The sequence below is a fragment of the Klebsiella sp. P1954 genome, from assembly GCF_018199955.1.
GTDB classification, from domain to species: Bacteria; Pseudomonadota; Gammaproteobacteria; order Enterobacterales; family Enterobacteriaceae; genus Klebsiella; species Klebsiella pneumoniae.
Window position 1 is genome coordinate 2,954,809 of the sequence record NZ_CP073373.1, and the last position, 25,681, is coordinate 2,980,489.

Below are 25,681 nucleotides of genomic sequence, written 5' to 3' on the forward strand. Positions count from 1 at the left end.
TCCACAAAGAGAGTCGATCCTAATAAGAGATCACAATAGAACAGATCTCTATATAAAGATCTTCTTTTTAATACTCAGGATCCCGGAGTCTTTCTCGAAAGACGAAAGTTGAGTAGAATCCACGGCCCGGGCTTCAATCCATTTTCATACCGCTTTATGCGAGGCAGACCACCATGTTTTATCAGGATCCTTTTGACGTCATTATCATTGGCGGGGGTCATGCAGGCACTGAGGCCGCAATGGCCGCAGCGCGTATGGGTCAACAAACCCTGCTTTTGACACACAATATCGACACGCTGGGGCAAATGAGTTGCAACCCGGCGATTGGCGGCATTGGGAAAGGACACCTGGTAAAAGAAGTGGATGCGCTCGGCGGTTTGATGGCCAAAGCGATCGATCAGGCGGGTATTCAGTTTAGGATACTAAACGCCAGCAAAGGACCGGCAGTGCGCGCCACCCGCGCCCAGGCTGACCGCGTGCTTTATCGTCAGGCAGTACGTACCGCGCTGGAGAACCAGCCGAACCTGATGATCTTCCAGCAGGCGGTTGAAGATCTGATTGTCGAAAACGATCGCGTCGTGGGCGCCGTCACCCAGATGGGCCTCAAATTCCGCGCTAAAGCGGTAGTGCTGACCGTCGGGACCTTCCTTGACGGCAAAATCCATATTGGTCTGGACAACTACAGCGGCGGCCGCGCCGGCGATCCGCCGTCTATCCCGCTGTCTCGTCGTCTGCGTGAATTGCCTCTGCGCGTAAGTCGTCTGAAAACCGGTACTCCGCCGCGTATTGACGCGCGCACCATCGATTTCAGCGTGCTGGCGCAGCAGCATGGCGATAACCCGATGCCGGTCTTCTCGTTCATGGGATCCGCGGATCAGCATCCGCGCCAGGTACCGTGCTATATCACCCACACTAACGAGAAAACCCACGATGTGATCCGCAATAACCTCGATCGCAGTCCTATGTACGCCGGAGTGATCGAAGGGATCGGACCTCGCTATTGCCCGTCGATCGAAGACAAAGTCATGCGCTTTGCCGATCGCAACCAGCATCAGATCTTCCTCGAGCCGGAAGGACTGACCTCAAACGAAATTTATCCGAACGGTATATCCACCAGCCTACCGTTTGATGTGCAAATGCAAATCGTCCGCTCGATGCAGGGGATGGAGAATGCGCGGATCGTCCGTCCAGGCTACGCTATTGAGTACGATTTCTTCGACCCGCGCGATCTGAAGCCAACGCTTGAGAGCAAATTTATTCAGGGTCTGTTCTTCGCCGGCCAAATCAACGGTACCACCGGTTATGAAGAGGCGGCGGCTCAGGGGCTGCTGGCCGGACTTAACGCCGCCCGCTTCTCTGCGGAAAAAGAGGGCTGGGCGCCGCGTCGCGATCAGGCTTACCTCGGCGTGCTGGTAGATGACCTCTGCACCCTGGGTACCAAAGAACCGTACCGCATGTTTACTTCCCGCGCTGAATATCGTCTGATGCTGCGCGAAGACAACGCCGATTTGCGTTTGACCGAACAGGGGCGCGAGCTGGGTCTGGTGGATGACGAACGCTGGGCACGTTACAACGAGAAGCTGGAAAGCATCGAACGTGAACGCCAGCGTCTGAAATCCACCTGGGTGAATCCGCAGGCAGAGAGCGCCAACGAAGTGAACGCTCACCTGACCGCGCCGTTGTCGCGTGAAGCCAGCGGCGAAGATCTGCTGCGTCGTCCGGAAATGACCTACGAACAGCTGGTTCAACTCTCGCCATTCACCCCGGGACTGGAAGATCGTCAGGCGGCTGAACAGGTAGAGATCCAGGTGAAGTATGAGGGCTATATCGCGCGCCAGCAGGATGAGATTGAGAAACAACAGCGCAATGAGAATACCTTGCTGCCAGCGACCCTCGACTACCGCCAGGTCACTGGGCTGTCTAACGAGGTGATTGCCAAACTGAACGACCATAAACCGTCGTCGATAGGGCAGGCGTCACGTATCTCCGGGATCACCCCGGCGGCGATCTCTATTTTGCTGGTTTGGCTGAAAAAGCAGGGGATGCTGCGCCGCAGCGCCTGATTGCGGCTGCCTGCCGCGCTGATTTCCCAGTTGCATAATCAGCGTTCGCCTTTATCATTCATAGCCCGGTAAGCGTTAGCGCCTCCGGGCTCATTATTTTTTGAAGGTACTTACCGTGCTCAACAAACTTTCTCGTCTGCTGGATGAAGCGGGTATTTCGCTCACCGATCACCAGAAAAATCAGCTGGTGGCTTACGTCGGACTGCTCGATAAGTGGAACAAAGCCTATAACCTGACCTCCGTTCGCGATCCGAATGAGATGCTGGTGCGTCATATTCTCGACAGCATCATCGTGGCGCCTTATCTGCAGGGCTCGCGCTTTATCGATGTTGGTACGGGCCCGGGGTTGCCGGGGATCCCGTTGGCCATCGTATGTCCGGAGTCACATTTCACCCTGCTGGACAGCCTTGGCAAGCGCGTGCGCTTCCTGCGTCAGGTGCAGCACGAGCTGAAGCTGGATAACGTCACCCCGGTGCAGAGCCGCGTGGAAGCCTTCCCGGCCGAGCCGCCGTTTGATGGCGTGATAAGCCGCGCTTTCGCATCGCTTAATGATATGGTGAGCTGGTGCCATCATCTGCCGGCAGCGAATGGTCACTTCTATGCGCTCAAAGGGTTAGCGCAAAAAGAAGAAATGGAAAGTCTGCCGGAAGGGTATGACATTGTCGAGGTGATTGAGCTGCATGTTCCTCGGTTGGAAGGGGAGCGGCATCTGGTGGTGATTAAGCCAAAATCGAGTTAATTTTTATCAAAAAATGTGGAAAAAATGTGGCCCGCGCATGTTACAAAAATAAAGGACGTCCCCCGATATTAACGGGCTGCATTTAACCTTGTTTTTACTAAGGCTTTTCTTGCAGTTAACTTAGTGTAAGTGATTCACTGACAAAATAGTCAACTTTGAAAATATCAGGGTGCTAAAAATCGACAATGATGAACAGCATAGTGATGTTAAATTTTTATTATAAATGTCAATAAAAGGTTTTTATTGTATGTGAGGTTGTTTTAGATAATGTCCTCACTTTTTATCTTGAATATCAAAAGCATGAAAAATAGTGTTTTATGTCCTTGATTCATTAAAGGGCGCTTGAAATGTTTATTATGTGATCTGATGCACGCTTTAATTGCCGTGTTTCCTCGTTATTTGCAGTTTTGTATGACCGCTCACAGAACGCTGAAATGCACGGAAAGTTGTCCGTTGGAAAATAATTAAACATTTATTCACTATTTTGCTACTTATTGTTTGAAATCACGGGGCGTCACCGTATAATTTGTCCGCTTTTTGATGCTTGACTCTTCGTCTTAAAGGACGTTTTATACGACACGCGACATACCTCAAAGGGAGCAGGAGTAAAAACGTGATGTCAGTGTCGCTCTTGAGTCGAAACGTTGCTCGCAAGCTTCTGTTTATTCAGTTACTGGCAGTAATGGCAAGTGGACTGCTGTTCAGCCTCAAAGACCCCTTCTGGGGCATTTCCGCTGTATGCGGCGGTTTGGCAGTGGTCTTGCCAAATCTGATGTTTATAATTTTTGCCTGGCGTCATCAGGCGCATACACCAGCAAAAGGCCGTGTGGCCTGGACCTTCGCCTTCGGTGAAGCCTTCAAGGTGTTGCTGACCTTCGCCCTTCTGGCGGTGGCGCTGGCCGTTTTAAAAGTGGTATTTTTGCCACTGATCGTGACGTGGGTTTTGGTGCTGGTGGTACAAGTTCTGGCGCCAGCTGTAATTAACAACAAAGGGTAAAGGCATCATGGCTTCAGAAAATATGACGCCGCAGGATTACATAGGACACCATCTGAACAACCTTCAGTTGGACCTGCGTACATTCTCGCTGGTGGATCCGCACAACCACACAGCCACCTTCTGGACGCTCAACATTGACTCCATGTTCTTCTCGGTGGTTCTCGGTCTGCTGTTCCTTGCCATGTTCCGTAGCGTTGCTAAGAAAGCGACCAGCGGCGTACCAGGGAAATTCCAAACCTTCATCGAAATGATCATCGGCTTCGTCCATGGCAGCGTCAAAGACATGTACCATGGCAAGAGCAAGGTTATCGCGCCGCTGGCGCTGACCGTGTTCGTCTGGGTCTTCCTGATGAACCTGATGGACCTCTTGCCTATCGATTTCTTACCTTGGATCGGTGAGCACATACTCGGCCTGCCTGCACTGCGCGTGGTTCCGTCTGCCGACGTGAACATCACCCTGTCGATGGCGCTTGGCGTGTTCATCCTGATTATTTTCTACAGCATCAAAATGAAAGGCGTTGGTGGGTTCGTTAAAGAACTGACCATGCAGCCGTTCAATCACTGGGCGTTCATTCCTGTCAACTTAATCCTTGAAGGGGTAAGCCTGCTGTCCAAACCGGTCTCTCTCGGTCTGCGACTGTTCGGCAACATGTATGCCGGTGAGCTGATTTTCATTCTGATTGCTGGTCTGTTGCCGTGGTGGTCACAGTGGGTTCTGAATGTGCCTTGGGCCATTTTCCACATCCTGATTATTACGCTGCAAGCCTTCATCTTCATGGTTCTGACGATTGTCTATCTGTCGATGGCATCTGAAGAGCATTGATTTTTTACCAACACTACTACGTTTTAACTGAAACAAACTGGAGACTGTCATGGAAAACCTGAATATGGATCTGCTGTACATGGCTGCCGCTGTGATGATGGGTCTGGCGGCAATCGGTGCTGCGATCGGTATCGGCATCCTCGGAGGTAAATTCCTGGAAGGCGCAGCGCGTCAGCCGGATCTGATCCCTCTGCTGCGTACTCAGTTCTTTATCGTTATGGGTCTGGTGGATGCTATCCCGATGATCGCTGTAGGTCTGGGTCTGTACGTGATGTTCGCCGTCGCGTAGTAAGTTGTTAGAAACCTAAGCCACAGAGTTAATTAAAGAGGTATTGTGCTGTGAACATGAACGCAACAATCCTCGGCCAGGCCATCGCGTTTGTTATCTTCGTATGGTTCTGCATGAAATACGTATGGCCGCCTTTAATGGCTGCCATCGAAAAACGCCAGAAAGAGATTTCTGACGGTTTAGCTTCTGCAGAACGCGCTAAGAAAGATTTGGACCTTGCACAGGCCAACGCGACCGACCAGCTGAAAAAAGCGAAAGCGGAAGCCCAGGTAATCATTGAGCAGGCGAACAAGCGCCGCTCTCAGATTCTGGACGAAGCTAAAGCTGAAGCAGAACAGGAACGCACCAAAATCGTTGCACAAGCGCAGGCTGAAATTGATGCTGAGCGTAAACGTGCACGCGAGGAGCTGCGTAAGCAGGTCGCTATCCTGGCTGTTGCTGGCGCCGAGAAGATCATCGAACGTTCCGTGGATGAAGCTGCTAACAGCGACATCGTGGATAAACTTGTCGCTGAACTGTAAGGAGGGAGGGGCTGATGTCTGAATTTGTAACGGTAGCTCGCCCCTACGCCAAAGCAGCTTTTGACTTTGCCGTCGAACACAACAGTGTTGAACGCTGGCAGGATATGCTGGCGTTTGCCGCCGAAGTGACCAAAAACGACCAAATGGCAGAGCTTCTCTCCGGTGCTTTGGCGCCGGAAACGCTCTCAGAAGCGTTTATCGCTATCTGCGGCGAGCAACTCGACGAAAATGGCCAGAACCTGATTAAGGTGATGGCGGAAAATAATCGTCTGAAGGTGCTCCCGGACGTTCTTGAGCAATTCATTCACCTGCGCGCGGCCAGTGAGGCCATCGCAGAGGTAGAAGTAATATCTGCCAACCAACTGAGTGATGAACAGCTTGCCAGGATCGTCAGCGCGATGGAAAAACGTCTGTCACGCAAAGTTAAGCTGAATTGCAAAATCGATAAGTCTGTTATGGCAGGTATTATCATCCGTGCGGGTGATATGGTCATTGATGGCAGCGTACGCGGCCGTCTTGAGCGCCTTGCAGACGTCTTGCAGTCTTAAGGGGACTGGAGCATGCAACTGAATTCCACCGAAATCAGCGAACTGATCAAGCAGCGCATTGCTCAGTTCAATGTTGTGAGCGAAGCTCATAACGAAGGTACTATTGTTTCTGTAAGTGACGGTGTTATCCGCATCCACGGCCTTGCCGAATGTATGCAGGGCGAGATGATCTCCCTGCCGGGTAACCGTTACGCTATCGCACTGAACCTGGAGCGCGACTCCGTAGGTGCGGTGGTAATGGGTCCGTACGCTGACCTCGCCGAAGGCATGAAGGTGAAATGTACTGGCCGTATCCTGGAAGTTCCGGTAGGCCGTGGCCTGCTGGGCCGCGTGGTTAACACCCTGGGCGCGCCAATTGATGGTAAAGGTCCGCTGGAAAATGACGGTTTCTCCGCCGTTGAAGCGATCGCACCGGGCGTAATCGAACGTCAGTCCGTCGATCAGCCGGTACAGACCGGTTACAAATCCGTTGACGCCATGATCCCAATCGGTCGTGGTCAGCGTGAACTGATCATCGGCGACCGTCAGACCGGTAAAACTGCGCTGGCTATCGATGCCATCATCAACCAGCGTGATTCCGGCATCAAGTGCGTCTATGTCGCTATCGGTCAGAAAGCGTCCACCATCTCTAACGTGGTGCGTAAACTGGAAGAGCACGGCGCGCTGGCTAACACCATCGTAGTGGTAGCGACTGCATCTGAATCTGCTGCACTGCAATACCTGGCGCCATACGCTGGTTGCGCAATGGGCGAATACTTCCGCGACCGCGGTGAAGATGCGCTGATCGTTTACGATGATCTGTCTAAACAGGCTGTTGCTTATCGCCAGATCTCCCTGCTGCTCCGTCGTCCGCCTGGACGTGAAGCGTTCCCGGGCGACGTATTCTACCTCCACTCTCGTCTGCTGGAGCGTGCTGCGCGTGTTAACGCCGAATACGTTGAAGCCTTCACCAAAGGTGAAGTGAAAGGGAAAACCGGTTCTCTGACCGCGCTGCCGATTATCGAAACGCAGGCGGGTGACGTTTCCGCATTCGTTCCGACCAACGTAATCTCTATTACCGATGGTCAGATCTTCCTGGAAACCAACCTGTTTAACGCCGGTATTCGTCCTGCGGTTAACCCGGGTATCTCCGTATCCCGTGTTGGTGGTGCAGCGCAGACCAAGATCATGAAGAAACTGTCCGGTGGTATCCGTACCGCGCTGGCGCAGTATCGTGAACTGGCGGCGTTCTCCCAGTTTGCATCCGACCTTGACGATGCAACCCGCAAACAGCTGGACCACGGTCAGAAAGTGACCGAGCTGCTGAAACAGAAACAGTATGCGCCGATGTCCGTCGCGCAGCAGTCTCTGGTTCTGTTCGCAGCAGAACGTGGTTACCTGGCTGATGTAGAACTGGCGAAAATCGGTAGCTTCGAAGCCGCTCTGCTGGCTTACGTCGACCGTGATCACGCTCCGCTGATGCAAGAGATTAACCAGTCCGGTGGCTATAACGACGAAATCGAAGGCAAGCTGAAAGGCATCCTCGATTCCTTCAAAGCAACCCAGTCCTGGTAACGTCTGGCGGTCTGTCTTAGGGCAGGCCGCAAGGCATTGAGGAGAAGCTCATGGCCGGCGCAAAAGAGATACGTAGTAAGATCGCAAGCGTCCAGAACACGCAAAAGATCACTAAAGCGATGGAGATGGTCGCCGCTTCCAAAATGCGTAAATCGCAGGAGCGCATGGCGGCCAGCCGTCCTTACGCAGATACTATGCGCAAAGTGATTGGTCACCTTGCGAACGGTAATCTGGAATATAAGCACCCTTACCTGGAAGAACGCGACGTTAAGCGCGTGGGCTACCTGGTGGTGTCGACCGACCGTGGTCTGTGCGGCGGCTTGAACATTAACCTGTTCAAGAAACTGCTGGCGGAAATGAAAGCATGGTCCGATAAAGGCGTTCAGTGCGACCTCGCAATGATCGGCTCTAAGGGCGTTTCTTTCTTTAACTCCGTGGGCGGCAACGTGGTTGCACAGGTGACCGGTATGGGGGATAACCCATCCCTGTCCGAACTGATCGGCCCGGTAAAAGTGATGTTGCAGGCCTATGATGAAGGCCGTCTGGACAAGCTGTACGTTGTCAGCAACAAATTTATTAACACCATGTCTCAGGTTCCGACGATCACTCAGCTGCTGCCGTTACCGGCATCAGAAGATGCTGATCTGAAACGTAAATCCTGGGATTACCTGTATGAGCCCGATCCGAAAGCGCTGCTGGATACCCTCCTGCGCCGCTACGTCGAATCTCAGGTTTATCAGGGCGTGGTTGAAAACCTGGCCAGCGAGCAGGCCGCCCGTATGGTGGCGATGAAAGCCGCGACCGATAATGGCGGCAGCCTGATTAAAGAGCTGCAGTTGGTATACAACAAAGCTCGTCAGGCCAGCATTACTCAGGAACTCACCGAGATCGTCTCGGGGGCCGCCGCGGTTTAACCAGGTTATTTCGTAGAGGATTTAAGATGGCTACTGGAAAGATTGTCCAGGTAATCGGCGCCGTGGTCGACGTCGAGTTCCCTCAGGATGCCGTACCACGCGTGTACGAAGCCCTTGAGGTACAGAATGGTAATGAAGTTCTGGTGCTGGAAGTTCAGCAGCAGCTGGGCGGCGGTATCGTACGTACCATCGCCATGGGTTCTTCTGATGGTCTGCGCCGCGGTCTGGATGTAAAAGACCTCGAGCACCCGATCGAAGTCCCGGTAGGTAAAGCAACGCTGGGTCGTATCATGAACGTACTGGGTCAACCGGTTGACATGAAAGGCGACATCGGCGAAGAAGAGCGTTGGGCTATCCACCGCGCGGCACCGTCCTATGAAGAGCTGTCCAGCTCTCAGGAACTGCTGGAAACCGGCATCAAAGTTATCGACCTGATGTGTCCGTTCGCCAAGGGCGGTAAAGTTGGTCTGTTCGGCGGTGCGGGTGTAGGTAAAACTGTAAACATGATGGAGCTGATCCGTAACATCGCGATCGAGCACTCCGGTTACTCTGTGTTTGCGGGCGTAGGTGAGCGTACTCGTGAGGGTAACGACTTCTACCACGAAATGACCGACTCCAACGTTATCGATAAAGTATCCCTGGTGTACGGCCAGATGAACGAGCCGCCGGGAAACCGTCTGCGCGTTGCGCTGACCGGCCTGACCATGGCTGAGAAATTCCGTGACGAAGGTCGTGACGTACTGCTGTTCGTCGATAACATCTATCGTTACACCCTGGCCGGTACTGAAGTATCCGCGCTGCTGGGTCGTATGCCTTCAGCGGTAGGTTATCAGCCGACCCTGGCGGAAGAGATGGGCGTTCTGCAGGAACGTATCACCTCCACCAAAACCGGTTCTATCACCTCCGTACAGGCGGTATACGTACCGGCGGATGACTTAACTGACCCATCCCCAGCCACTACCTTTGCTCACTTAGATGCAACCGTAGTACTGAGCCGTCAGATCGCATCCCTGGGTATCTACCCGGCCGTTGACCCGCTGGATTCCACCAGCCGTCAGCTGGATCCGCTGGTTGTTGGTCAGGAACACTACGACACCGCGCGTGGCGTTCAGTCCATCCTGCAGCGTTATCAGGAACTGAAAGACATTATCGCCATCCTCGGTATGGACGAACTGTCTGAAGAAGACAAACTGGTGGTAGCTCGCGCGCGTAAGATCCAGCGCTTCCTGTCCCAGCCGTTCTTCGTGGCAGAAGTCTTTACCGGTTCTCCGGGCAAATACGTGGCGCTGAAAGACACCATCCGTGGCTTTAAAGGCATCATGGAAGGCGAATACGATCACCTGCCAGAGCAGGCGTTCTACATGGTCGGTTCCATCGACGAAGCCGTGGAAAAAGCCAAAAAACTTTAACGCCTTAATCGGAGGGTGATATGGCAATGACTTACCACCTGGACGTCGTCAGCGCAGAGCAACAAATGTTCTCTGGTCTGGTCGAAAAAATCCAGGTAACGGGTAGCGAAGGTGAACTGGGTATTTACCCGGGCCACGCGCCGCTGCTCACCGCCATTAAGCCTGGTATGATTCGCATCGTTAAACAGCACGGTCATGAAGAGTTTATCTATCTGTCCGGCGGCATTCTTGAAGTGCAGCCTGGCAGCGTGACCGTCCTGGCGGATACCGCAATTCGCGGTCAGGACCTCGACGAAGCGCGAGCGCTGGAAGCGAAACGCAAAGCGGAAGAGCACATTAAGAGCTCTCACGGCGATGTGGATTACGCTCAGGCGTCTGCGGAACTGGCCAAAGCGATCGCTAAACTGCGCGTTATCGAGTTGACCAAAAAAGCGATGTAACACCGGCTTGAACGTAAAAAGCCAGTCTGGGTTCCAGGCTGGCTTTTTTTATTGCCCGCTGCTGACGAGCGGATGAAGTGAAAACAGCATTCACCCTTAATTGTTATTGATTAGTTAAATGATGAGGCGTAAACTCTTTTTGTGTGATGTATATCACAAAAAAGAGCGTTATAAACTGCACCTGCGTCAGGAAATCATCATGAAACTGTTCCATAAAATCATCGCTAAATTTAGCGTCCTGAGCTTCTAAGCTCCGCGCTATCTCGCCCGCTGACACGACGTATCGCCCATCAAAACGACAACACTGGCGATGTGAAACCGGGAAAAGAAGGTCACCTGATAGGTGGCCTTTCGTTTTTTATGGATAGCATCCATCACTTTACCGCCCTCCCCCGCCAGCGACTGGCGAATATTTATCCTGGTTCTTCCCGCTGTGGGTGCTGATAAACGCCTGCCGCTGCGGCTTTATTCAGGTGGCGAAAAAACAGCAAAAGCAGTGAGATAGTTAATGATTCTCCACCCCGCCCTCCTTTTTCAGCGTTAAACTGATTTGCAGTGGTTAAAAATAGCGTCATAAAATGGGGTAAAACAGTGAGCCTGGACGTTTTCTCCACGTCTCGTTTTATGATGAAAAATATGTAGAAATTTCAACGTGAAAGGCTTTTACTTTTCGTTCTAACTACCGTCAGGATGAGTATGTCAAATAGTGCGATGAGCGTGGTTATCCTTGCTGCAGGCAAAGGGACCCGCATGTATTCCGATCTTCCTAAGGTGCTTCATACCCTGGCCGGGAAGCCAATGGTGCAGCATGTCATTGATGCCGCTAACGATTTAGGCGCATGTGCGGTACACCTGGTATACGGCCACGGCGGCGATCTGCTGCGTCAGACTCTGCATGAAGACAACCTGAACTGGGTGCTGCAGGCCGAGCAGCTCGGAACCGGGCACGCTATGCAGCAGGCGGCGCCATTCTTCAATGATGATGAAGACATCCTGATGCTCTATGGCGACGTGCCGCTGATCTCCGTTGAGACGCTACAGCGCCTGCGCGCCGCGAAACCACAGGGTGGGATTGGTCTGTTAACGGTGAAGCTGGATGACCCAACCGGCTATGGCCGCATTACCCGTGAAAATGGCCAGGTGACGGGCATCGTTGAGCACAAAGATGCCAGCGAGGCCCAGCGCCAGATCCAGGAAATCAACACCGGGATCCTGATCGCCGGCGGAGCGGATCTAAAGCGCTGGCTGGCGAAACTCACCAATAACAACGCTCAGGGTGAATACTACATCACCGATATCATCGCCATGGCGCACCAGGAAGGACACCAGATCGTCGCAGTGCATCCGCAGCGCCTGAGCGAAGTCGAAGGCGTCAACAACCGCCTGCAGCTTGCGCGCCTGGAGCGCGTCTACCAGGCGGAGCAGGCGGAAAAGCTGCTGCTGGCGGGCGTGATGCTGCGCGATCCGGCGCGTTTCGATCTGCGCGGTACGCTGCAGCACGGGCGCGATGTAGAGATCGATACTAACGTTATTCTGGAAGGCAACGTGGTGCTGGGCGATCGAGTGAAAATCGGCGCCGGCTGCGTGATCAAAAACAGCACCATCGGCGATGACTGCGAAATTAGCCCCTACAGCGTGGTGGAAGATGCCCAGCTGCATGCGGCCTGCACCATCGGTCCATTTGCCCGTCTGCGCCCGGGCGCCGAACTGCTGGAAGGCGCCCACGTTGGTAACTTCGTGGAAATGAAAAAAGCGCGTCTCGGGAAAGGCTCCAAGGCGGGTCATCTGACCTATCTGGGCGATGCGGAGATTGGCGATAACGTCAATATCGGCGCGGGCACCATCACCTGCAACTACGATGGTGCGAACAAGCATAAAACGATTATTGGCGATGATGTCTTTGTCGGCTCGGATACCCAGCTGGTGGCCCCGGTCACGGTAGGCAACGGCGTCACGATCGCCGCCGGCACCACCGTCACGCGCAATATCGCCGATAACGAGCTGGTGTTGAGCCGCGTACCGCAGGTCCACAAACAGGGCTGGCAGCGTCCGGTGAAGAAGAAATAATTTGGATTATCGCCGGGGAAATTTTCCCGGCGAACCAGGATGAGAGGGTCAACATAGATCCCCGTCCGCAGGCAGTACCATAACAATAACCCCACTCTCTACAAGGCTCGGGGCGCCCGGAAAACGGGCAAATACAGGTCAGCGACAACGCATGGCATATCGCCATTATCAGGAAATTTAACTATGTGTGGAATTGTTGGCGCAGTCGCGCAGCGTGATATTGCTGAAATCCTTCTCGAAGGTTTACGTCGTCTGGAATACCGTGGCTATGACTCTGCCGGTCTGGCAGTGGTCGACAGCGAAGGTCATATGACCCGCGTGCGTCGCCTGGGTAAAGTTCAGATGCTGGCTCAGGCGGTAGAAGAGCAACCGTTACACGGTGGTACCGGGATCGCCCATACTCGTTGGGCGACGCACGGCGAACCGTCTGAGAGCAATGCGCATCCGCATGTTTCTGAACACATTGTGGTGGTCCATAACGGGATCATCGAAAACCATGAGCCGCTGCGCGCCCTGCTGCAGTCTCGCGGCTATGTCTTCGTCACTGAGACCGATACCGAAGTTATTGCCCATCTGGTGCACTGGGAGCTGGAACAAGGCGGTACCTTGCGTGAAGCCGTCCTGCGCGCTATCCCGCAGCTGCGCGGCGCTTACGGTACGGTGATCATGGATACCCGTGACCCGGGAACTCTGCTGGCGGCCCGCTCCGGTAGCCCGCTGGTAATTGGCCTGGGGATGGGTGAAAACTTTATCGCTTCCGACCAGCTGGCATTGCTGCCAGTTACCCGCCGCTTCATCTTCCTCGAAGAAGGCGATATCGCGGAAGTGACTCGCCGTTCGGTGGTGATTTTTGATAAGTCCGCTGCGCAAGTGAAGCGCCAGGAGATCGAATCCAATCTGCAGTATGACGCTGGCGATAAAGGTATCTACCGCCACTATATGCAGAAAGAGATTTTCGAGCAGCCGAACGCGATTAAGAACACCCTGACCGGGCGCATCAGCCATGGCGAAGTGGATCTCAGCGAACTGGGGCCGAACGCCAATGAAATGCTGGCTCAGGTTGAACATATTCAGATAGTTGCCTGCGGGACTTCCTATAACTCCGGGATGGTCTCCCGCTACTGGTTCGAAGCGTTAGCCGGCGTCCCGTGCGATGTGGAAATCGCCTCCGAATTCCGCTATCGCAAGTCCGCAGTGCGTCGCAATAGCCTGATGATCACCCTCTCCCAGTCCGGTGAAACCGCCGATACCCTGGCGGCGCTGCGTCTGTCGAAAGAGCTGGGCTATCTCGGCTCGCTGGCCATCTGCAACGTGCCGGGCTCGTCGCTGGTGCGCGAGTCCGATCTGGCGCTGATGACCAAAGCCGGAACGGAAATCGGCGTGGCCTCGACCAAAGCCTTTACCACTCAGCTAACCGTGCTGTTGATGCTGGTGGCGAAACTGGCGCGACTGAAAGGTCAGGATGCGTCTATCGAGCATGATATCGTGCACGGCCTTCAGGCTCTGCCGAACCGTATCGAGCAGATGCTCTCCCAGGACAAGCGTATTGAGCAGCTGGCAGAGCGCTTCTCTGATAAGCACCATGCGCTGTTCCTTGGCCGTGGCGATCAGTATCCGATCGCTATGGAAGGGGCGCTGAAGCTGAAAGAGATCTCCTACATTCACGCGGAAGCCTATGCGGCGGGCGAGCTTAAGCACGGCCCACTGGCGCTGATTGATGCGGAAATGCCGGTGATCGTGGTGGCGCCGAACAACGAACTGCTGGAAAAACTGAAATCCAACATCGAAGAGGTTCGTGCCCGCGGCGGTGAACTATACGTCTTCGCCGACGGTGAAGCCGGCTTCAACGGTAGCGATAACATGCACATCATTGAGATGCCGCATGTGGAAGAGACCATCGCCCCTATCTTCTATACGGTTCCGCTGCAGCTGTTGGCTTATCACGTCGCGCTGATCAAAGGCACTGACGTTGACCAGCCGCGTAACCTGGCGAAATCGGTAACGGTTGAGTAAAGCATCCTATCCTGCAAAGGGCTGCCGACGGCGGCCCTTTTTATTTGCACCTGCTGTTTTCCACCGATTACGTGCGTAATATTTTGGCTGGCGGTAGATGACAAACGATCGTTTTACGGTCCGATTTCGCCGTCATAAAAAGAAAATTATTTTGTCATTGCACGGTCATGATTAAAGATAACCATCTGAGTTATAAGTGTATTATTTGGCGTAAAATCCACTCTCCCGGCCTGTCATAAAACTGTCATAATTCGTACATTTTACTGTCACCTCTTTGACCTATTTTGCTCACCATAGCCTCGAAACAATGATTTACGAATCCCAGCAGGAGACATTATGAACGTTATGCGTACCACCGTCGCAACAGTTGTCGCCGCGACCTTATCGATGAGCGCTTTCTCTGCCTTCGCAGCAGCAAGCCTGACTGGCGCAGGCGCAACTTTCCCTGCGCCGGTGTATGCCAAATGGGCTGATACCTATCAGAAAGAAACCGGCAATAAAGTGAACTACCAGGGTATTGGTTCCTCTGGTGGCGTTAAGCAGATTATTGCCAACACCGTTGATTTCGGTGCTTCTGATGCTCCGCTGGCTGATGACAAACTGACTCAGGAAGGTCTGTTCCAGTTCCCCACCGTGATTGGCGGCGTGGTACTGGCGGTTAACCTGCCTGGCGTGAAATCTGGCGAGCTGGTGCTGGATGGCAAAACCCTCGGTGATATCTACCTGGGTAAAATTAAAAAATGGGATGACGAAGCGATCGCTAAGCTCAACCCGGGCCTGAAGCTGCCGTCGCAGAACATCGCCGTGGTCCGCCGCGCCGATGGTTCAGGTACCTCCTTCGTTTTCACCAGCTACCTGTCCAAAGTGAATGAAGAGTGGAAATCGAAAATCGGCGCCGGCTCTACCGTAAACTGGCCAACCGGTCTGGGCGGTAAAGGCAACGATGGTATCGCCGCCTTTGTTCAGCGTCTGCCGGGCTCGATTGGTTACGTCGAATACGCTTACGCTAAGCAAAACAACCTGGCCTACACCAAACTGGTCTCTGCCGACGGCAAGCCGGTTAGCCCGACTGAAGACAACTTCGCTAACGCCGCAAAAGGCGTTGACTGGAGCAAGTCTTTCGCTCAGGACCTGACCAACCAGAAAGGCGAGAATGCATGGCCGATCACCTCAACCACCTTCATCCTGGTGCACAAGGCGACGAACAAGCCGGAACAGACCGCTGAAGTGCTGAAGTTCTTCGACTGGGCGTATAAAAACGGCGGCAAAGAAGCGAATGCGCTGGATTACGCGACGCTGCCGGAAAGCGTGGTAGAGCAGGTTCGCGCGGCATGGAAAACCAACGTCAAAGACAGCAGCGGTAAAGCGCTGTACTAACAGTAGATTTTTGACGAAGATGGCGGGGGCGTTCAGGCGCTGCCCGCCCTACGGTTCAGACTGTAGGCCCGGGAGCCAACGCCACCGGGCATTTATTCGAACAAGTTTTAATACGTAAAGAGTAATCTATGGCTGCAACCAAGCCTGCATTTACCCCTCCGGGGAAAAAGGGTGACATGATTTTCAGTGCGCTGGTAAAACTGGCTGCGCTGATTGTGCTATTGATGCTGGGCGGCATCATCGTTTCCCTGATCATCTCTTCCTGGCCGAGCATTCAAAAGTTTGGCTTTGCCTTTTTGTGGACCAAAGAGTGGGATGCGCCTAACGAGATCTTCGGCGCGCTGGTCCCGATTTACGGAACCCTGGTCACCTCTTTTATCGCGCTGCTGATCGCCGTTCCGGTGAGCTTCGGCATCGCGCTGTTTCTGACAGAATTGTCCCCCGCCTGGCTCAAGCGTCCGCTGGGCATTGCGATTGAGCTGCTGGCGGCAATCCCGAGCATCGTGTACGGCATGTGGGGCCTGTTTATTTTCGCCCCGCTGTTTGCGACTTACTTCCAGGAGCCGGTCGGCAACGTCCTGTCGACCATCCCGTTCGTCGGCGCGCTGTTTGCCGGCCCGGCTTTTGGTATCGGTATTCTCGCCGCTGGCGTCATTCTGGCCATCATGATCATCCCTTACATCGCCGCGGTCATGCGCGATGTTTTCGAGCAGACCCCGGTGATGATGAAAGAGTCGGCCTATGGCATCGGCTGCACCACCTGGGAGGTGATCTGGCGCATCGTTTTACCGTTCACTAAAAACGGGGTGATCGGCGGGGTGATGCTCGGTCTGGGCCGCGCGCTGGGTGAAACCATGGCGGTCACCTTTATCATCGGCAACACCTACCAGCTCGACAGCATCTCGTTGTATATGCCGGGGAACAGTATTACCTCCGCGCTGGCTAATGAGTTCGCCGAAGCGGAAACCGGCCTGCACGTGGCGGCGCTGATGGAGCTGGGCCTGATCCTGTTCGTTATCACCTTTATCGTTCTGGCCGCGTCGAAGTTTATGATTATGCGCCTCGCGAAGAATGAGGGGGCACGCTAATGGCGACCATTGAATTGCAAACTACCGCCGAACTGGCGGAGTCCCGTCGCAAGATGCAGGCCAAACGCCGCATGAAGAACCGTATCGCTCTGGCGCTGTCGATGGCGACCATGGCGTTTGGTTTGTTCTGGCTTATCTGGATCCTGATGGCGACGATAACCCGCGGTTTCGACGGCATGAGTCTGGCGCTGTTCACCGAAATGACGCCGCCGCCGAATACGGCGGGCGGTGGACTGGCTAACGCCCTCGCCGGCAGCGGCCTGCTGATCCTGTGGGCAACCGTATTTGGTACGCCGCTGGGTATCCTCGCCGGAATTTATCTGGCGGAATATGGCCGCAAGTCGGTGCTGGCGGAAATCATCCGCTTTATCAACGACATTCTGCTTTCCGCGCCGTCTATCGTGGTGGGTCTGTTCGTCTACACCATTGTGGTGGCGCAGATGCAGCACTTCTCGGGCTGGGCGGGCGTTATCGCGCTGGCGCTGCTGCAGGTGCCTATCGTTATTCGTACCACCGAAAACATGCTGAAGCTGGTGCCGGATAGCCTGCGTGAAGCGGCCTATGCGCTGGGGACGCCGAAGTGGAAGATGATCTCGGCGATCACCCTGAAAGCCTCCGTCTCAGGGATTATGACCGGGATCCTGCTGGCTATTGCCCGTATCGCCGGGGAAACGGCGCCGCTGCTGTTCACCGCGCTGTCCAACCAGTTCTGGAGCACCGACATGATGCAGCCGATTGCTAACCTGCCGGTGACCATTTTCAAATTTGCCATGAGTCCGTTTGCGGAGTGGCAGCAACTGGCATGGGCCGGGGTGTTGATTATCACCCTGTGCGTCTTGCTGCTGAACATCCTGGCGCGCGTTATCTTCGCCAAGAAGAAACACGGTTAATTTTTTGCGGCGCAGCAACTGCTGCGCTGAATGAGGAAGAGATTGAGATGAGTATGGTGAATACAGCTCCGGGTAAGATTTCAGTTCGTAACCTGAACTTCTACTACGGCAAATTCCATGCCCTGAAGAACATCAACCTGGATATCACCAAAAACCAGGTGACGGCGTTTATCGGTCCGTCAGGCTGTGGTAAATCCACCCTGCTGCGCACGTTCAACAAGATGTTTGAACTGTATCCGGAGCAGCGCGCGGAAGGTGAGATCCTGCTGGATGGCGACAACATTCTGACTAACACCCAGGATATCGCCCTACTGCGCGCTAAGGTTGGCATGGTGTTCCAGAAACCAACGCCGTTCCCGATGTCCATATACGACAATATCGCCTTCGGCGTGCGCCTGTTTGAAAAGCTGTCCCGTGCCGATATGGACGAGCGCGTGCAGTGGGCGCTGACCAAAGCCGCATTATGGAACGAAACCAAAGATAAACTGCACCAGAGCGGGTATTCTCTCTCCGGTGGTCAGCAGCAGCGTCTGTGCATTGCCCGCGGTATCGCGATCCGCCCGGAAGTGCTGCTGCTTGATGAGCCGTGCTCCGCGCTGGACCCGATCTCCACCGGGCGTATCGAAGAGCTGATCACCGAGCTGAAACAGGACTACACCGTCGTTATCGTGACTCACAACATGCAGCAGGCTGCGCGTTGCTCCGACCATACGGCATTTATGTATCTTGGCGAGCTGATTGAGTTCAGCAACACGGATGACCTGTTCACTAAGCCCGCGAAGAAACAAACTGAAGATTATATTACTGGCCGCTACGGTTGATTTGCCCTTGTGCTTTCAGGCTCTCACCAGTTGGGCAATCAGGAGACACCATGGACAACCTAAATCTTAACAAACATATTTCCGGCCAGTTCAACGCTGAACTGGAGTATATCCGCACCCAGGTGATGACCATGGGTGGGCTGGTGGAACAGCAGCTCTCTGATGCCATCACCGCCATGCATAACCAGGACAGCGATCTGGCGAAACGCGTCATCGACGGCGACAAGCAGGTCAACATGATGGAAGTGGCTATCGATGAAGCGTGCGTGCGCATCATCGCCAAGCGCCAGCCGACCGCCAGCGACCTGCGCCTGGTGATGGCGATCATCAAGACTATCGCTGAGCTGGAACGCATTGGCGACGTGGCGGATAAAATCTGCCGCACCGCGCTGGAGAAGTTTTCCCAGCAGCACCAGCCGCTGCTGGTGAGCCTCGAATCGCTGGGCCGCCACACGGTGCAGATGCTGCATGACGTACTGGATGCGTTTGCGCGTATGGATCTCGACGAAGCGGTACGTATCTATCGCGAAGATAAGAAAGTCGACCAGGAGTATGAAGGCATCGTGCGTCAGCTGATGACCTACATGATGGAAGACTCGCGCACTATTCCCAGCGTCCTGACCGCGCTGTTCTGCGCGCGCTCCATCGAGCGTATCGGCGACCGCTGCCAGAATATCTGCGAATATATTTTCTACTTCGTCAAAGGTCAGGATTTCCGTCACGTTGGCGGCGATGAGCTGGATAAACTGCTCGCTGGCAAAGATCCGAAAGAGTAATAATCATTCTGTCTAATTCTGGTAAATGGATTTATCAGAATTAGATATGTTTTACCCCGCGGCAGCGAGATTGCTGAGATTATCGTCACAATTAACAATCTGCCCGTTTGAGTTATTCATTTTATCGCGTAACAATCAGCTGCCACTCACTGAGTTTTAACGCTCAGGATGGTTTAAACGGATTGTGACTGCGACAGCAGGCAAAACCTGATATTGCTCCTGGGGGCGATATCAGGTTTTTTGTTTTATGCGGGCCAATAATGGCTGAATGAGGGTTGCTACCGCGATGCGCGGGCAAAACCTGAAGAGGATTATCTGCCAAGGCAGATGGTCTTCTTCAGGTTTTTTTGTTTTTGTCTAACCGCAAAAATAACAGCCGCCGCGACGTCAAACGGTATGGATACGGCTATTAGCACCGGCACGGAATAGGGTTGTTGTCGTGTTTTATTTACGCCAATGATTATATAAGGGAATATTATGATGAGAAAAAACAGGATCGCTTCGGCGATAGTCTTGCTGGCGCCACTTTGTTATTCAACTAATCTGCTAGCGAGCCAGTTGACGGTGGAACAACGGCTTGAGCTGCTGGAAAAAGCGCTCAAAGACACGCAAAAAGAGCTCAAAAAATATCAGGACCAGGAAAGAAAAAGAGACCAGATTTGGGCCTCATGGTCTCCACCTGCGGAAGGTCAGAAGCGCAAGACCGGGGGGGCGACCGCCGGGCCGAAAACGGCGGTTAAACCGGATGCGGTGCTGGTTAAAAATCAACAACCTGTCACCGATGGCGCGCCAGCCTACAGCGCGATGACGCTGAAAGACTTTAGCAAGTTCGTGAAAGATGAAATTGGCTTTAGCTATAACGGCTACTTCCGTTCCGGCTGGGGGACCGCCTCGCACGGCTCGCCAAAATCATGGGCGATCGGTTCGCTTGGCCGCCTGGGCAATGAATATTCCGGCTGGTTCGATCTGCAGCTGAAGCAGCGGGTGTTTCAGGAAGGCGATAAACGCGTCGACGCCATCGTGATGCTCGACGGGAACGTCGGCCAGCAGTATTCCACTGGCTGGTTTGGTGACAATGCCGGCGGCGAAAACTACATTCAATTCTCGGATATGTATGTTAACACCAAAGGGTTCCTGCCGTTTGCGCCGGAAGCCGATTTCTGGGTCGGCAAACACGGGGCGCCAAAAATTGAAATCCAGATGCTGGACTGGAAAACGCAGAGAACCGATGCGGCGGCCGGCGTAGGGCTGGAAAACTGGCAGGTGGGCGCCGGGAAATTCGATATCGCGTTGATTCGCGAAGATGTCGATGATTATGACCGTTCTTTAAGCAATAAGCAGCAAATTAACACCAACACCCTGGACGTTCGCTACAAAGAGATTCCGCTGTGGGATAAAGCCAGCCTGATGGTTAGCGGACGCTATGTCGCCGCCAACCAAAGTTCATCAGAGAAATATAAAGAGGGCAATGAAGGTTATTATCCGTGGAAAGATACCTGGATGGCTGGTACCTCGTTAACGCAGAAATTTGCTAACGGCGGCTTTAACGAATTCTCTTTCTTACTGGCCAATAACTCTATTGCCAGCAGCTTCTCACGCTATGCCGGATCCAGCCCCTATACCACCTTTAATGGCCGCTATTATGGCGATCATACCAATGGCACCGCCGTGCGCTTAACCTCGCAGGGGGAAACCTATTTACGCGATGACGTTATTATGGCGAATGCCATCGTCTACTCTTTTGGTAACGACGTCTATAGCTACGAAACCGGGGCCCACTCCGATTTTGAATCTATCCGTACGGTTCTGCGACCGGCTTATATCTGGGATAAATATAACCAGACCGGCGTCGAGTTGGGGTACTTCAAACAGCAAAACAAAGATGTTACCGGCAAGAAATATAACGAGTCCGGCTACAAGACCACGCTGTTCCATACCTTCAAAGTCAATACCAGTATGCTGACCTCGCGCCCGGAAATTCGTTTCTATGCCACCTATATTAAAGCGAAGGATATTGACCTGGATAAGGCCGCGAATAATACCACCAGCATTTTTGAAGACGGGAAGAACGATCAGTTTGCCGTGGGGGCGCAGGCGGAAATCTGGTGGTGAGACGATAACTGAGCGGACACAACGAAAGAGGAACAACGATGAAACGACATGCAATTTATTTCGCCCTGGCGCTGGCGGGCGCGGCGTTTACCCTCCAGGCGGCGCCATTACCCGCGATGCCGGACCCAAGCCTGCCGGTGAGCCACTTTATCACCCAGGTTAACGCGGATAAGAGTATCACTTACCGCTTGTTTGCCCCTGATGCCCGGCGGGTCTCGATAGTGACTGGCGCCACGCCGGACTCCTTTGTCTCGCACGACATGACCAAGGCAGCGGACGGAGTCTGGACATGGAAAAGCGAGCCGATGAAGCCCAATCTCTATGAATACTATTTCGATGTGGATGGCTTCCGCTCGGTAGATACCGGCAGCCGCTATCAGAAGCCGCAGCGCCAGGTGAACACCAGTTTGATTCTGGTGCCGGGCAGTATTCTTGACGATCGGGAGGTTGCGCATGGCGATCTGCGCACCCTCACCTATCACTCGAAGGCTCTGAACGCCGAACGTCGTCTCTATGTCTGGACGCCGCCGGGCTATAGCGGAACCGGCGATCCGCTGCCGGTGCTCTATTTCTATCATGGCTTTGGCGACAGCGGCCTGTCGGCCATCGATCAGGGGCGGATCCCGCAAATCATGGATAACCTGCTGGCGGAGGGCAAGATTAAGCCGATGCTGGTGGTGGTCCCGGATACCGAAACCGATATCCCGGAAGCGGTAGCGGAAAACTTCCCGCCGCAGGAGCGGCGCAAAACCTTCTATCCACTTAATGCGCAGGCGGCGGATAAAGAGCTCATGCAGGATATTATTCCGCTGATCGATGCCCGATTTAACGTGCGTAAAGATGCCGACGGTCGGGCGCTGGCGGGCCTCTCGCAGGGCGGTTATCAGGCGCTGGTTTCCGGAATGAATCATCTGGAGAGCTTTGGCTGGCTCGCCACCTTTAGCGGCGTTACGACTACCACGGTGCCGAATGCCGGCGTGGAAGCGCAGCTGAAGCAGCCTGACGCGATCAATAAGCAGCTGCGTAACTTTACCGTGGTCGTCGGGGAAAAAGATTCTGTGACCGGTAAAGACATTGCTGGTCTGAAAAGTGAGCTGGAAAAACAGCAGATTAAATTTGATTACCACCAGTATCCCGGCCTGAACCATGAAATGGACGTCTGGCGCCCGGCCTACGCCGAGTTTGTGCAAAAACTGTTTAAATAACCTTTAGGGGGCCTTCAGCCCCCGTTTTGTGCTTGTGAAGGACGACAAGATGAAAATGATTGTGACCGAAGATTATGAAGAGATGAGCCTGGTCGCCAGCCATCATGTTCTGGGCTATATCACGGCGCCGCGGCGGGTGAATCTGGCGGTGACGGCGGGGAGCACGCCAAAGCGGATGTATGAGCATTTGACCGCCGCCGTGAAAGGCAAAGCATTCTATGATCGGGTGCACTATTACAACTTCGATGAGATCCCTTTTCGCGGCCAGTCGCGAGAAGGCGTCACGATATCTAATTTGCGCCAGCTGTTTTTTACTCCGGCGCAGATCAAAGAAGAGAACATTCACAAGCTGACGCTGGACAACGCCGCTCAGCACGATCGCCATCTGGAAGAGGCTGGCGGTCTGGATCTGATGGTGCTGGGGCTGGGGGCTGACGGCCATTTTTGCGGCAACCTGCCGAATACCACCCGCTTTCATGATCAGACGGTCGAAGTGCCGATTCATGGGGAAATGATTGCTCTTATCGCTAACAGCGAGATGGGCGGGGATATCTCGGCAGTACCAGACAGCTATGTCACCATGGGGCCGAGAAGCGTGATGGCGGCGAAAAATTTATTGCTAATTGTCAGCGGTGCGGCAAAAGCGCACGCGTTAAAGCAACTGGTGGAAGGTCCGGTCAGCGTGCAGGTGCCGGCTTCAGTGCTCAAATTGCACCCTTCACTGGTGATTATTGCCGATAAAGCGGCGGCGGAATTGCAGCAATAAAAAGCCGCTAGTTCTATTCCCCGCTTACGCAGATGCATAGCGGGGGTTCATCGATGCCAACGTGCCGCTCACCAGGCCCTTAACGCGTGATATCCCAGCCGCGCGCCTGCCACAATGCCGGCAGCTCTGCCAGATCGGTAAAGGTCGTCACTTTGGGATGATCGATCGGCTGGTTGTGCGGATCGGCGCAGAAATAAAACACTTCCATGCCGGCGGCAATCCCCGACTGAGCGCCGGCGCTGGAGTCATCCACCAGAATACAGTTTTCGGCTTTTACCTGCATGGCCTCTGCCGCATGAAACATCAGCGCCGGGTCGGGCTTCCAGCGCTGAATATCGTAGCCGCTGTACAAGCGGTCAGTGAAATGGCGCAGCAGGCCGGTGCGTCCGAGCGAGTGCTGCATCTTACTGACCGGGCCATTGGAAACCACGCACATCGGGACGCTTACCGCATCCAGCAGCGCCTGGGCTCCGGGAATCACCTCCAGCTCGCTATCGAACAGGCGAGCGACCTCCGTCCGGTAAATCGGCTCCAGGGTGGCCTTTTGCAGGTTAACGCCATACTCAGCGTTGATGGTGTCGATAATTTCGTACAGCTTCACACCTTTGAAGCGCTTAAAAATCTCGGCGAGGTCCAGCGTAATGCCGAATTCCTGAAACATGTGAACGTAGGCGCGGGAGCAAATCACCTCGCTGTCGACCAGCGTGCCGTCACAGTCAAAAAATACTGCTTCTGGTTGAGTCATAGCCTTTCCATATTAACAAGTTTAACGTTTTCGTAATGCTCAATGCCGCGACGCAATCGTTGCCGTATAAGCAAAATAAATGAAAAAAATTACCATACAACCGCGCCTGGTGCCGTAATTTGGTATAGGATAGCCTCGAATTTTCCCTCCTTACGTTCGGAAACCGATAATGAGTCAACAACAAACCAGCCAGTCTTCTGGCCAGGGTCTGCTGGAGCGCGTATTTAAGCTGCGCGAGCACGGCACCACGGTGCGCACCGAAGCCATCGCCGGTTTCACCACGTTCCTGACGATGGTGTATATCGTTTTTGTTAACCCACAAATTCTTGGCGTAGCGGGCATGGATACCAGCGCCGTGTTTGTGACCACCTGTCTGATTGCCGCTTTCGGCAGTATCCTGATGGGTCTGTTCGCGAACCTGCCGGTCGCCCTGGCGCCGGCGATGGGCCTGAACGCCTTTTTCGCCTTTGTGGTGGTGCAGGCGATGGGGCTGCCGTGGCAGGTGGGCATGGGCGCCATCTTCTGGGGCGCCGTGGGCCTGCTGCTGCTGACCATCTTCCGCGTACGTTACTGGATGATCGCCAATATTCCGCTTAGCCTGCGTGTAGGTATCACCAGCGGTATCGGCCTGTTTATCGGCATGATGGGCCTGAAAAACGCCGGGGTGATTGTCGCCAATCCGGAAACGCTGGTCAGCATTGGTCATTTGACTTCCCACAGCGTACTGCTGGGCGTGCTGGGCTTCTTTATCATCGCGATTCTGGCGTCGCGCAACATTCACGCCGCGGTACTGGTCTCTATCGTTGTGACCACCCTGCTGGGCTGGATGCTGGGCGACGTGCATTACACCGGGATCGTCTCGGCGCCGCCGAGCGTGGCTTCGGTGATTGGTCAGGTCGATCTGGCGGGCTCCCTGAACCTGGGCCTGGCCGGCGTGATCTTCTCCTTTATGCTGGTCAACCTGTTTGACTCCTCCGGGACGCTGATTGGCGTGACGGATAAAGCGGGTCTCGCGGATGCCAACGGTAAATTCCCGCGCATGAAGCAAGCGCTGTTTGTCGATAGCGTCTCGTCGGTGGCGGGCTCCTTCATCGGTACCTCGTCGGTGACGGCCTATATCGAATCTTCTTCCGGCGTTTCCGTGGGCGGGCGTACCGGCCTGACCGCCGTTGTCGTTGGTATCCTGTTCCTGCTGGTTATTTTCCTCTCTCCGCTGGCGGGGATGGTTCCTGGCTATGCCGCCGCGGGCGCGCTGATATACGTTGGCGTGCTGATGACCTCCAGCCTCGCGCGCGTGAAGTGGAGCGACCTGACCGAGGCGGTGCCTGCGTTCATCACCGCAGTGATGATGCCGTTTAGCTTCTCGATCACCGAAGGTATCGCCCTGGGCTTTATCTCTTACTGCGTGATGAAGATCGGTACCGGCCGGCTGCGCGAGCTCAGCCCGTGTGTGATTATCGTTTCGCTGCTGTTCGTGCTGAAAATTGTCTTTATCGATGCACATTAATCCGCACGCATGATGAA

At 54.2% G+C, this 25,681-nt stretch carries 23 protein-coding genes; 22 read left to right on the forward strand and 1 reads right to left on the reverse strand.

Annotated elements, in window-relative coordinates:
* The first annotated feature begins 173 nt into the window (after window positions 1–173).
* The 21 genes from mnmG to KB890_RS14230 all read left to right on the forward strand — a co-directional run bounded on the left by mnmG (window position 174) and on the right by KB890_RS14230 (window position 23,412).
* Entirely contained in the window at window positions 174–2,063 is a 1,890-nt protein-coding gene (gene mnmG / locus KB890_RS14130) for a tRNA uridine-5-carboxymethylaminomethyl(34) synthesis enzyme MnmG (RefSeq protein ID WP_004144989.1), read from the forward strand.
* Between the two features lie 115 nt (window positions 2,064–2,178).
* Window positions 2,179–2,802, forward strand: coding sequence for a 16S rRNA (guanine(527)-N(7))-methyltransferase RsmG (rsmG, locus tag KB890_RS14135; protein ID WP_004151554.1), 624 nt, complete (start codon window positions 2,179–2,181; stop codon window positions 2,800–2,802).
* Window positions 2,803–3,418: 616 nt separating this feature from the next.
* Window positions 3,419–3,799 carry a F0F1 ATP synthase subunit I gene (atpI, locus tag KB890_RS14140; protein ID WP_004144991.1) on the forward strand — a complete coding sequence of 127 codons (381 nt, stop codon included), beginning with the start codon at window positions 3,419–3,421 and terminating at the stop codon, window positions 3,797–3,799.
* A gap of 7 nt (window positions 3,800–3,806) precedes the next feature.
* Window positions 3,807–4,622: a F0F1 ATP synthase subunit A gene (gene atpB / locus KB890_RS14145; protein ID WP_004173838.1), complete on the forward strand. Its 816-nt coding sequence runs from the start codon at window positions 3,807–3,809 to the stop codon at window positions 4,620–4,622.
* A gap of 49 nt (window positions 4,623–4,671) precedes the next feature.
* Window positions 4,672–4,911: a F0F1 ATP synthase subunit C gene (gene atpE / locus KB890_RS14150; RefSeq protein WP_000429386.1), complete on the forward strand. Its 240-nt coding sequence runs from the start codon at window positions 4,672–4,674 to the stop codon at window positions 4,909–4,911.
* Window positions 4,912–4,961: 50 nt separating this feature from the next.
* Window positions 4,962–5,432 carry a F0F1 ATP synthase subunit B gene (gene atpF, locus KB890_RS14155; protein WP_004107293.1) on the forward strand — a complete coding sequence of 157 codons (471 nt, stop codon included), beginning with the start codon at window positions 4,962–4,964 and terminating at the stop codon, window positions 5,430–5,432.
* 14 nt (window positions 5,433–5,446) lie between these two features.
* Complete coding sequence (gene atpH, locus KB890_RS14160; protein WP_004144994.1) at window positions 5,447–5,980, forward strand: F0F1 ATP synthase subunit delta; 534 nt, start codon at window positions 5,447–5,449, stop codon at window positions 5,978–5,980.
* A 12-nt stretch (window positions 5,981–5,992) separates the two neighbouring features.
* Window positions 5,993–7,534 (forward strand): F0F1 ATP synthase subunit alpha, encoded by a 1,542-nt coding sequence (gene atpA, locus KB890_RS14165; protein WP_004144995.1) that lies wholly within the window; start codon window positions 5,993–5,995, stop codon window positions 7,532–7,534.
* Window positions 7,535–7,584: 50 nt separating this feature from the next.
* The gene (atpG, locus tag KB890_RS14170; protein WP_004144996.1) at window positions 7,585–8,448 is read left to right on the forward strand and encodes a F0F1 ATP synthase subunit gamma; all 864 of its coding nucleotides are present in this window, start codon (window positions 7,585–7,587) and stop codon (window positions 8,446–8,448) included.
* Window positions 8,449–8,474: 26 nt separating this feature from the next.
* On the forward strand, window positions 8,475–9,857 hold the full coding sequence (gene atpD, locus KB890_RS14175; protein ID WP_004144997.1) for a F0F1 ATP synthase subunit beta: 1,383 nt from the start codon (window positions 8,475–8,477) through the stop codon (window positions 9,855–9,857).
* A 20-nt stretch (window positions 9,858–9,877) separates the two neighbouring features.
* On the forward strand, window positions 9,878–10,297 hold the full coding sequence (locus tag KB890_RS14180) for a F0F1 ATP synthase subunit epsilon (protein ID WP_001251971.1): 420 nt from the start codon (window positions 9,878–9,880) through the stop codon (window positions 10,295–10,297).
* 696 nt (window positions 10,298–10,993) lie between these two features.
* The gene (glmU, locus tag KB890_RS14185; protein ID WP_004181603.1) at window positions 10,994–12,364 is read left to right on the forward strand and encodes a bifunctional UDP-N-acetylglucosamine diphosphorylase/glucosamine-1-phosphate N-acetyltransferase GlmU; all 1,371 of its coding nucleotides are present in this window, start codon (window positions 10,994–10,996) and stop codon (window positions 12,362–12,364) included.
* 183 nt (window positions 12,365–12,547) lie between these two features.
* Entirely contained in the window at window positions 12,548–14,377 is a 1,830-nt protein-coding gene (gene glmS, locus KB890_RS14190) for a glutamine--fructose-6-phosphate transaminase (isomerizing) (RefSeq protein WP_004150309.1), read from the forward strand.
* 336 nt (window positions 14,378–14,713) lie between these two features.
* On the forward strand, window positions 14,714–15,754 hold the full coding sequence (gene pstS / locus KB890_RS14195) for a phosphate ABC transporter substrate-binding protein PstS (RefSeq protein ID WP_004150308.1): 1,041 nt from the start codon (window positions 14,714–14,716) through the stop codon (window positions 15,752–15,754).
* A gap of 128 nt (window positions 15,755–15,882) precedes the next feature.
* On the forward strand, window positions 15,883–16,842 hold the full coding sequence (gene pstC, locus KB890_RS14200) for a phosphate ABC transporter permease PstC (RefSeq protein ID WP_004145004.1): 960 nt from the start codon (window positions 15,883–15,885) through the stop codon (window positions 16,840–16,842).
* A complete protein-coding gene (gene pstA, locus KB890_RS14205; RefSeq protein ID WP_004151547.1) occupies window positions 16,842–17,732 on the forward strand; it encodes a phosphate ABC transporter permease PstA in 891 nt (296 codons plus the stop codon). The genes pstC and pstA overlap by 1 nt, the downstream gene beginning before the upstream one ends.
* Before the next feature lie 47 nt (window positions 17,733–17,779).
* A complete protein-coding gene (gene pstB / locus KB890_RS14210; protein WP_004145006.1) occupies window positions 17,780–18,553 on the forward strand; it encodes a phosphate ABC transporter ATP-binding protein PstB in 774 nt (257 codons plus the stop codon).
* A 50-nt stretch (window positions 18,554–18,603) separates the two neighbouring features.
* Window positions 18,604–19,329 (forward strand): phosphate signaling complex protein PhoU, encoded by a 726-nt coding sequence (gene phoU / locus KB890_RS14215; protein ID WP_004145007.1) that lies wholly within the window; start codon window positions 18,604–18,606, stop codon window positions 19,327–19,329.
* Window positions 19,330–19,806: 477 nt separating this feature from the next.
* Window positions 19,807–21,441 (forward strand): carbohydrate porin, encoded by a 1,635-nt coding sequence (locus tag KB890_RS14220; protein ID WP_004150305.1) that lies wholly within the window; start codon window positions 19,807–19,809, stop codon window positions 21,439–21,441.
* Window positions 21,442–21,479: 38 nt separating this feature from the next.
* The gene (locus tag KB890_RS14225) at window positions 21,480–22,646 is read left to right on the forward strand and encodes an alpha/beta hydrolase-fold protein (RefSeq protein ID WP_004145104.1); all 1,167 of its coding nucleotides are present in this window, start codon (window positions 21,480–21,482) and stop codon (window positions 22,644–22,646) included.
* Between the two features lie 49 nt (window positions 22,647–22,695).
* Window positions 22,696–23,412: a glucosamine-6-phosphate deaminase gene (locus tag KB890_RS14230; RefSeq protein ID WP_004181602.1), complete on the forward strand. Its 717-nt coding sequence runs from the start codon at window positions 22,696–22,698 to the stop codon at window positions 23,410–23,412.
* Between the two features lie 79 nt (window positions 23,413–23,491).
* Here KB890_RS14230 and yieH read toward each other — a convergent pair whose 3' ends face one another.
* On the reverse strand, window positions 23,492–24,157 hold the full coding sequence (yieH, locus tag KB890_RS14235; RefSeq protein ID WP_004181601.1) for a 6-phosphogluconate phosphatase: 666 nt from the start codon (window positions 24,155–24,157) through the stop codon (window positions 23,492–23,494).
* Between the two features lie 169 nt (window positions 24,158–24,326).
* On the opposite strand from yieH, the gene KB890_RS14240 reads away from it, so the two are divergent.
* Window positions 24,327–25,664, forward strand: coding sequence for an NCS2 family permease (locus tag KB890_RS14240; protein WP_004145100.1), 1,338 nt, complete (start codon window positions 24,327–24,329; stop codon window positions 25,662–25,664).
* The last annotated feature ends 17 nt before the right edge of the window (window positions 25,665–25,681 follow it).

What these genes read in the sequence shown, in the direction of transcription:
- KB890_RS14225 (WP_004145104.1), top strand. Translation starts at nt 21,480, where the DNA reads ATGAAACGACATGCAATTTATTTCGCCCTGGCGCTGGCGGGCGCGGCG.
- pstS (WP_004150308.1), top strand. Translation starts at nt 14,714, where the DNA reads ATGAACGTTATGCGTACCACCGTCGCAACAGTTGTCGCCGCGACCTTA.
- atpG (WP_004144996.1), top strand. Translation starts at nt 7,585, where the DNA reads ATGGCCGGCGCAAAAGAGATACGTAGTAAGATCGCAAGCGTCCAGAAC.
- pstA (WP_004151547.1), top strand. Translation starts at nt 16,842, where the DNA reads ATGGCGACCATTGAATTGCAAACTACCGCCGAACTGGCGGAGTCCCGT.
- atpD (WP_004144997.1), top strand. Translation starts at nt 8,475, where the DNA reads ATGGCTACTGGAAAGATTGTCCAGGTAATCGGCGCCGTGGTCGACGTC.
- glmS (WP_004150309.1), top strand. Translation starts at nt 12,548, where the DNA reads ATGTGTGGAATTGTTGGCGCAGTCGCGCAGCGTGATATTGCTGAAATC.
- pstB (WP_004145006.1), top strand. Translation starts at nt 17,780, where the DNA reads ATGAGTATGGTGAATACAGCTCCGGGTAAGATTTCAGTTCGTAACCTG.
- glmU (WP_004181603.1), top strand. Translation starts at nt 10,994, where the DNA reads ATGTCAAATAGTGCGATGAGCGTGGTTATCCTTGCTGCAGGCAAAGGG.
- KB890_RS14240 (WP_004145100.1), top strand. Translation starts at nt 24,327, where the DNA reads ATGAGTCAACAACAAACCAGCCAGTCTTCTGGCCAGGGTCTGCTGGAG.
- atpI (WP_004144991.1), top strand. Translation starts at nt 3,419, where the DNA reads ATGTCAGTGTCGCTCTTGAGTCGAAACGTTGCTCGCAAGCTTCTGTTT.
- atpE (WP_000429386.1), top strand. Translation starts at nt 4,672, where the DNA reads ATGGAAAACCTGAATATGGATCTGCTGTACATGGCTGCCGCTGTGATG.
- atpA (WP_004144995.1), top strand. Translation starts at nt 5,993, where the DNA reads ATGCAACTGAATTCCACCGAAATCAGCGAACTGATCAAGCAGCGCATT.
- atpB (WP_004173838.1), top strand. Translation starts at nt 3,807, where the DNA reads ATGGCTTCAGAAAATATGACGCCGCAGGATTACATAGGACACCATCTG.
- KB890_RS14220 (WP_004150305.1), top strand. Translation starts at nt 19,807, where the DNA reads ATGATGAGAAAAAACAGGATCGCTTCGGCGATAGTCTTGCTGGCGCCA.
- yieH (WP_004181601.1), bottom strand. Translation starts at nt 24,157, where the DNA reads ATGACTCAACCAGAAGCAGTATTTTTTGACTGTGACGGCACGCTGGTC.
- pstC (WP_004145004.1), top strand. Translation starts at nt 15,883, where the DNA reads ATGGCTGCAACCAAGCCTGCATTTACCCCTCCGGGGAAAAAGGGTGAC.
- phoU (WP_004145007.1), top strand. Translation starts at nt 18,604, where the DNA reads ATGGACAACCTAAATCTTAACAAACATATTTCCGGCCAGTTCAACGCT.
- KB890_RS14230 (WP_004181602.1), top strand. Translation starts at nt 22,696, where the DNA reads ATGAAAATGATTGTGACCGAAGATTATGAAGAGATGAGCCTGGTCGCC.
- atpH (WP_004144994.1), top strand. Translation starts at nt 5,447, where the DNA reads ATGTCTGAATTTGTAACGGTAGCTCGCCCCTACGCCAAAGCAGCTTTT.
- mnmG (WP_004144989.1), top strand. Translation starts at nt 174, where the DNA reads ATGTTTTATCAGGATCCTTTTGACGTCATTATCATTGGCGGGGGTCAT.
- KB890_RS14180 (WP_001251971.1), top strand. Translation starts at nt 9,878, where the DNA reads ATGGCAATGACTTACCACCTGGACGTCGTCAGCGCAGAGCAACAAATG.